The organism is Brooklawnia sp. (genome assembly GCF_049651565.1).
Lineage (GTDB): Bacteria > Actinomycetota > Actinomycetes > Propionibacteriales > Propionibacteriaceae > Brooklawnia.
Genome location: NZ_JBASCI010000069.1, coordinates 1 through 5,892, shown reverse-complemented (window position 1 = coordinate 5,892; position 5,892 = coordinate 1). Strand labels below are relative to the sequence as shown.

Annotated in this window: 2 protein-coding genes; one reads left to right on the top strand and one right to left on the bottom strand. The window is 70.5% G+C overall.

From position 1 onward, the window contains the following. The first annotated feature begins 120 nt into the window (after positions 1 to 120). On the top strand, positions 121 to 4,047 hold the full coding sequence (gene hrpA / locus WBL05_RS03335) for an ATP-dependent RNA helicase HrpA (protein ID WP_424223724.1): 3,927 nt from the start codon (positions 121 to 123) through the stop codon (positions 4,045 to 4,047). Between the two features lie 155 nt (positions 4,048 to 4,202). Here hrpA and treZ read toward each other — a convergent pair. Further along, a partial coding sequence (gene treZ, locus WBL05_RS03330; protein WP_424223723.1) for a malto-oligosyltrehalose trehalohydrolase occupies positions 4,203 to 5,892 on the bottom strand: 1,690 nt, incomplete at its 5' end.

The following is a 5,892-nucleotide window of genomic DNA, read 5'->3' as shown; positions in this document are numbered from 1 at the left end:
CACGCCCATCTTCGGCGACGCTGGTGCTGGCTGTGACCGCAGCACGTGCGGCTGGGTGGAATGCAAACCCGACGGTGGCCGAGCCGAGCGCTGGACTGCTGGCATAGGCTGGCCGGTGGCATGAATGACCTCCCAGCCATCCAGCAGCCCCGCATCGAGTTCGATCCCGGGCTGCCGATCAGCGCGCATGCCGACCAGATCGCCGAGTTGGTGCGCGACCACCAGGTGGTAGTGGTGGCCGGTGAAACCGGCTCCGGCAAGACCACCCAGCTGCCCAAGATCTGCCTGCTGGCCGGCCGCCGCCGCGTCGGCCACACCCAGCCCCGCCGGATCGCGGCCCGCAGCGTGGCCGAACGGATCGCCGAGGAGATGGGCGTCCAGTTGGGCGAGCTGGTCGGCTACCAGGTGCGGTTCACCAGGCAGGCCGGCCGCCAGACCCGGATCAAGCTGATGACCGACGGCATCCTGCTGGCCGAGATCACCCGCGACCGCGAACTGCGGCGCTACGACACGATCATCATCGACGAAGCCCATGAACGCAGCCTCAACATCGACTTCCTGCTCGGCTACCTGAAGCAGTTGCTGCCCAGACGCCCCGAGCTGAAGGTGATCATCACCTCGGCCACCATCGACACCAGGCGGTTCTCCGAGCACTTCGACGACGCGCCGATCGTCGAGGTCTCGGGCCGCAGCTACCCGGTCGAGGTGCGGTACCGGCCGCTCGCCGACCCCGACAACCCGGCAGCCGAGCCGCTGGACCAGGCCGACGGCATCGTCGCTGCCGTCCAGGAACTGCGCACCGAGGGGCCGGGCGACATTCTGGTGTTCTGCTCGGGTGAGCGCGAGATCAGGGACGCCGCCGAGGCGCTGGGGGCCCAGAAGTGGCCGGACACCGAGGTGCTGCCGCTGCACTCCCGGCTGTCGGCCGCCGAGCAGCACCGGATCTTCGTCCCGCAGCCTGGCCGACGGATCGTGCTGGCCACCAACATCGCAGAGACCTCACTGACCGTTCCGGGCGTCCGTTACGTTGTGGATGCCGGCACCGCCCGGATCTCCCGCTACTCCAGCCGCACCAAGGTGCAACGGCTGCCGATCGAACCGATCAGCCGGGCGTCGGCCAACCAGCGGGCCGGCCGCTGCGGCCGGGTGGCACCCGGTATCGCCATCCGGCTGTACAGCGAGGACGACTACCTGGCGCGTCCAGAGTTCACCGAGCCGGAGATCCTGCGCACCAACCTGGCGTCGGTCATCCTGCAGATGGCCAAGGCCAGGCTCGGTGACATCGCCCGGTTCCCGTTCGTCGAGGCACCGGACGCCGCCCAGATCGGTGACGGGCTGCGGCTGCTGGACGAACTGGGTGCCCTGAGGTCCCGGACGCCGGTCCGGCTCACCGAGATCGGCCACCAGCTCGCCGAGCTGCCCATCGACCCCCGGCTGGGCCGGATGCTGATCGAGGCGCACCGGCGGGGGAGCCTGCGCGAGGTGCTGGTGATCGCGTCCTTCCTGGCCATCCAGGACGTGCGGGAGCGTCCCGCCGACCACCGTGCCGACGCCGACCGGCTGCACGCCCGGTTCTTCTCCGACGACGCGCTGGCGGCCGCCCGGCAGGACGCCCCCAGCGGCCCTGGCCAGGCGTCCCCGCCCGGCAGGCCCGGAACCGACGGGCAGCCGCTGCGCTACACCCCGCACACCGGCGGCCCCTGGCGAGGCAAACCGCGCCCAGGCGAACAGCCCGGCCCGCAGGTGGACCGCGGCGGCGACATCACCGCGATCGTCCGGCTGTGGCGCTACCTGCAGGACAGGCGTCGCGAGCTGTCCAGCAACCAGTTCCGCCGACTGTGCCGTGCTGAATACCTGAACTACCTGCGAGTGCGGGAGTGGCAGGACCTGCACACCCAGCTCAAGCAGGTCTGCAAGGACCTCGACATGCACCGCAGGTCGTCCGCCGACGGCGACGAACCGGTGCTGATCGCGGTGCTGTCCGGCCTGCTCAGCCACGTCGGGCTGCAACTGCCGCCGCCCCAGCGCGACCCGAAGCAGCGCGGCCGGCGCCCGCTGGTCGAGTTCATGGGGGTCCGGGGTGCCCGGTTCGCGATCCAGCCCGGCTCCGCCCTGGCCAAACGACCGCCACAACTGGTGATGGCGGTGGAACTGGTCGAAACCAGCCGGTTGTGGGCGCGCACCGTGGCGGCCATCGAGCCGGAGTGGGTCGAACAGGTCGGGGCCCACCTGCTGAAGCGCAGCCACTCCCAGCCGCACTGGTCGTCCAGTTCGGCCAGCGTGCTGGCCTACGAGAAGGTCACCCTGCTGGGCGTGCCGATCATCGCCGAGCGCCTGGTCGACTACGCCCGCATCGACGAGTCGACGGCCCGGGAGATCTTCATCCGGTCCGGTCTGGTCGAAGGGCAGTGGCACCCGAACGACACCCACGCCAACCATGACTTCCTGCGCCACAACGCCGAAGTCCTGCGGCAGGCCGAAGAGGTGGCCGACCGGACGCGGCGCCGCGGCGTCGTCATCGACGACCAGGAGATCTTCGACTTCTACGACGTCCGGTTGCCCTCCGGCGTCACCTCGGGCGCCAGCTTCGACGCGTGGTGGCGGCGCCACCCCGACTCCACGTTCCTGGAGTTCGACCTCGACCTGCTCGCCGACGCCGACGACCTGGACCAGGCCCGGGCCGGATTCCCCGACCGCTGGCCGGTCGCCGGCCTGAACCTGCCGGTCAGCTACGTCTTCGAACCCGGCGATGGCCGCGACGGTGTCACGGTGCGGATTCCGCTCGCCCAGCTCAACCAGGTACGTCCCGAGCCGTTCAGCTGGCAGGTGCCGGGGCTCCGGCTGGAACTGGCCACCGAGCTGATCCGCCACCTGCCCAAGGCGGTCCGAACCAGCTTCGTCCCGGCGCCAGACCATGCCTGCGCCGCGCTCGCCTGGCTGGCCGGCAACAACCCCGACCACGGCAAGCGGTTCGCCGACGAACTGGGACGCGCGCTGCGCGCCCTGACCGGGGTGGTGGTCGAAGCAGGTGACTGGCGTCCGGACGAGGTACCCAGCCACCTGCAGGTTGGCTTCGAGGTCACTGCGCCGGGCAAGCCGCCCCGGTTCAGCCGCGACCTTGCCGAGCTTCGGCAGGAGCTGTCGAGCCAGGTCAGCCGCACCATCACCCGGGCGGCACCGAAGGTCGAGGCGGCCACCTCCTGGCAGTTCGGTACCCTGCAGGAAAGGGTGACGATCCGGCGGGGCGGCATCAGCGTGATCGGCTACCCGGCCCTGAAGGACCTGGGTGACGAGGTCGGGGTGGTGATGGCCGAAACCCCCGAGCAGCAGGCCAGTCACCGACTCGGCATCCGCCGACTGCTGGTGCTCACCAACCCCGACCCCACCCGCTGGACGGTGTCGCACCTGACCAACGCCGAGAAGCTCGCACTACCGACCAGCCCCTACCCCTCGGTGCCCGAGCTGCTGGCGGACGCCCGGCTGAAGGCCGTCGAACAGTGCGCCGCCCGGCATGCCGACGTCGTGACCATCCGCGACATGGACGGCTACGAACGGCTTGCGCTGGCGGTGCGCCAGGAGCAGGCCGATCAGATGCGTCAGGTGGTCCGGATCGCCGCCCAGGTGTGCGAGCTGGCCCGACAGGTCCGGGACGCGGCCTCGCGGTCCCCGATCGGCGGCGAGGTGCTCGACCAACTCGACAACCTGGTCTTCGACGGGTTCATCAGCTTCACCCGCGATCCCTGGTACGACCAGTTGCCGCGCTACTGCAAGGCGATGCGGGCTCGCCTCGGCCAGGCCGCCCTCGACCCGGTGAAGGACGCCCGGGCCGCCGAACCGATCGACCAGCTGCTGGCCGAGTACGACGCGCTCTGCGACGCCCAGCCGCCCGGACGGTTACCCGACCCGGTCGACGACATCGGCTTCCTGATCGAGGAGCTGCGCGTCCAGACCTTCGCCCAGACCCTCGGCACCTCGGTGACGGTCTCACCGAAACGGATCCGCAAGGCGATGGCCGCCATCCGGGTGGGGGAGCTGGCCTCGAACTGACGCCCATTGCGGAGGATCGGGCAGCGTACTTGCTGCCCAGAACTCCGCATTCGTGCGCCGGCATCGTGCCTGCTGCGCAGGGCGGCGAGGGCGACGGCGAAACAGGCCGTTCATCGTGGCGGCAGCATGAACCTGTTGTTCAGCTGAGCTTGCGATCAGTCGCTGAGCACGACCACCGAGTGCTCCGGCAGCGCGACCTGGCCGTCCTGCAGTTCGACCTCGCCCCAACTGGCCCGGACGTTGCTGCGCCGCTCGGGCACCCGCACCGCGCGGTCGCCGTGGTTGATCAGCACGGTGACTGGTCCGTTGGCCATCCGGAACCAGTCCTCGCCATGGTCGGCTCGCACCGTCCCGCCCGGCATCGGGCTGCGGCCGCCATCGAGGAGCTCGTCGCGCAGCTCGATCAGGCGGCGGTGCCAGTCCAGCATCCGGCGATGCTCGGCACGCTCCGGCTCTGCCCAGTCCAGCTTGCTGGCCTCAAAGGTGCCGACTGCCTGCGGGTCGGGGATCGCCGGGTCGGGGCCGTAGATCGCCTCCCAGTCGTGGCCGCTGAACTCCGCGAGCCGGCCCTCGGTCACCGCCGCGCCCAGTTCGGCGTCGTGGTCGGTGAAGTACTGGAACGGCCGCCTGGTGCCCCACTCCTGGCCCTGGAAGAGCATCGGGGTGAACGGCGACAGTAGCAGGATCGCCGCGCCGCCGGCCACCACACCGGCGGGCAGGCTGGCGTCCGGCCGGTCGCCCATGCCGCGGTTGCCGACCTGGTCGTGGTTCTGGGTGAAGACGACGAAGCGGCGCCGGTCGGTCTGCTCGGGCACCGGGGCACCCCAGACCTGCTCGCGGAACGTCGACCAGGTGCCGGCATGGACGAAGACCTGTTCCAGGGCCTGCACCAGCACCTGCGCCGAACCGAAGTCGACGTAGTAGCCGAATCGCTCGCCGGTCAGGTAGGCGTGCAGGGCGTGGTGCACGTCGTCGGCCCACTGCCCGTCGAGACCCAGTCCGCCCTCGGAGCGTGGTAGCACGGTCTTCGGCTGGTTCAGGTCGGACTCGGCGATCAGCGCAACCGGTCGACCGAGCTCGCCGCGCACCGCATCCACCCGCTCGGACAGTTCGGCCAGAATGTGCTGCCCGGAGTCGTCGATCAGGGCATGCACCGCATCCAGCCGCAGCGCATCGACGTGGAACTCCCGCAGCCAGCGGATGGCGTTGTCGCAGATGAAGTCGCGGACACCGGCCGAGTACTGGTCGTCCAGGTTGATCGCATCCCCCCACGGCGTGTCGTGCCGGCTGGTGAAGTACGGGGCGAAGACCGGGGCGTAGTTGCCCGCCGGCCCGAAGTGGTTGTACACCACGTCCAGGCAGACCGCCAGATCCCTGGCGTGGGCAGCGTCCACGAACCGCTGCAGCGCGGCCGGCCCGCCGTAGGCCTCGTGCACCGCGAACAGCGACACCCCGTCGTAGCCCCAGCCCCGATCGCCCGGGAACGGGGCCACCGGCATCAACTCCACCGTCTGGACGCCGAGGTCGACCAGGTGGTCGAGTCGCTCGATGGCGGCGTCCAGCGTGCCAGCCGGGGTGAAGGTGCCGACGTGCAGTTCGTAACAGACCGAACCGAGGACGTCGCGGCCGGGCCACTCGCTGTCGCTCCACTCGAACTCGGCGGTGTCGAACACCCGGGACGGCCCGTGCACACCGTGCGGCTGCCAGGCGCTGCGCGGGTCGGGACGCGGCTCGCCGCCATCGACCGACAACAGGTAGTCGGTGCCGACCGGCAGGTCGATGGTCCAGTGCTCGGCACCGTCGGGACGCATCGGCCGGCGCTGGCCCCCGACGACTGCGTCCGCC

What these genes read in the sequence shown, in the direction of transcription:
- hrpA (WP_424223724.1), top strand. Translation starts at nt 121, where the DNA reads ATGAATGACCTCCCAGCCATCCAGCAGCCCCGCATCGAGTTCGATCCC.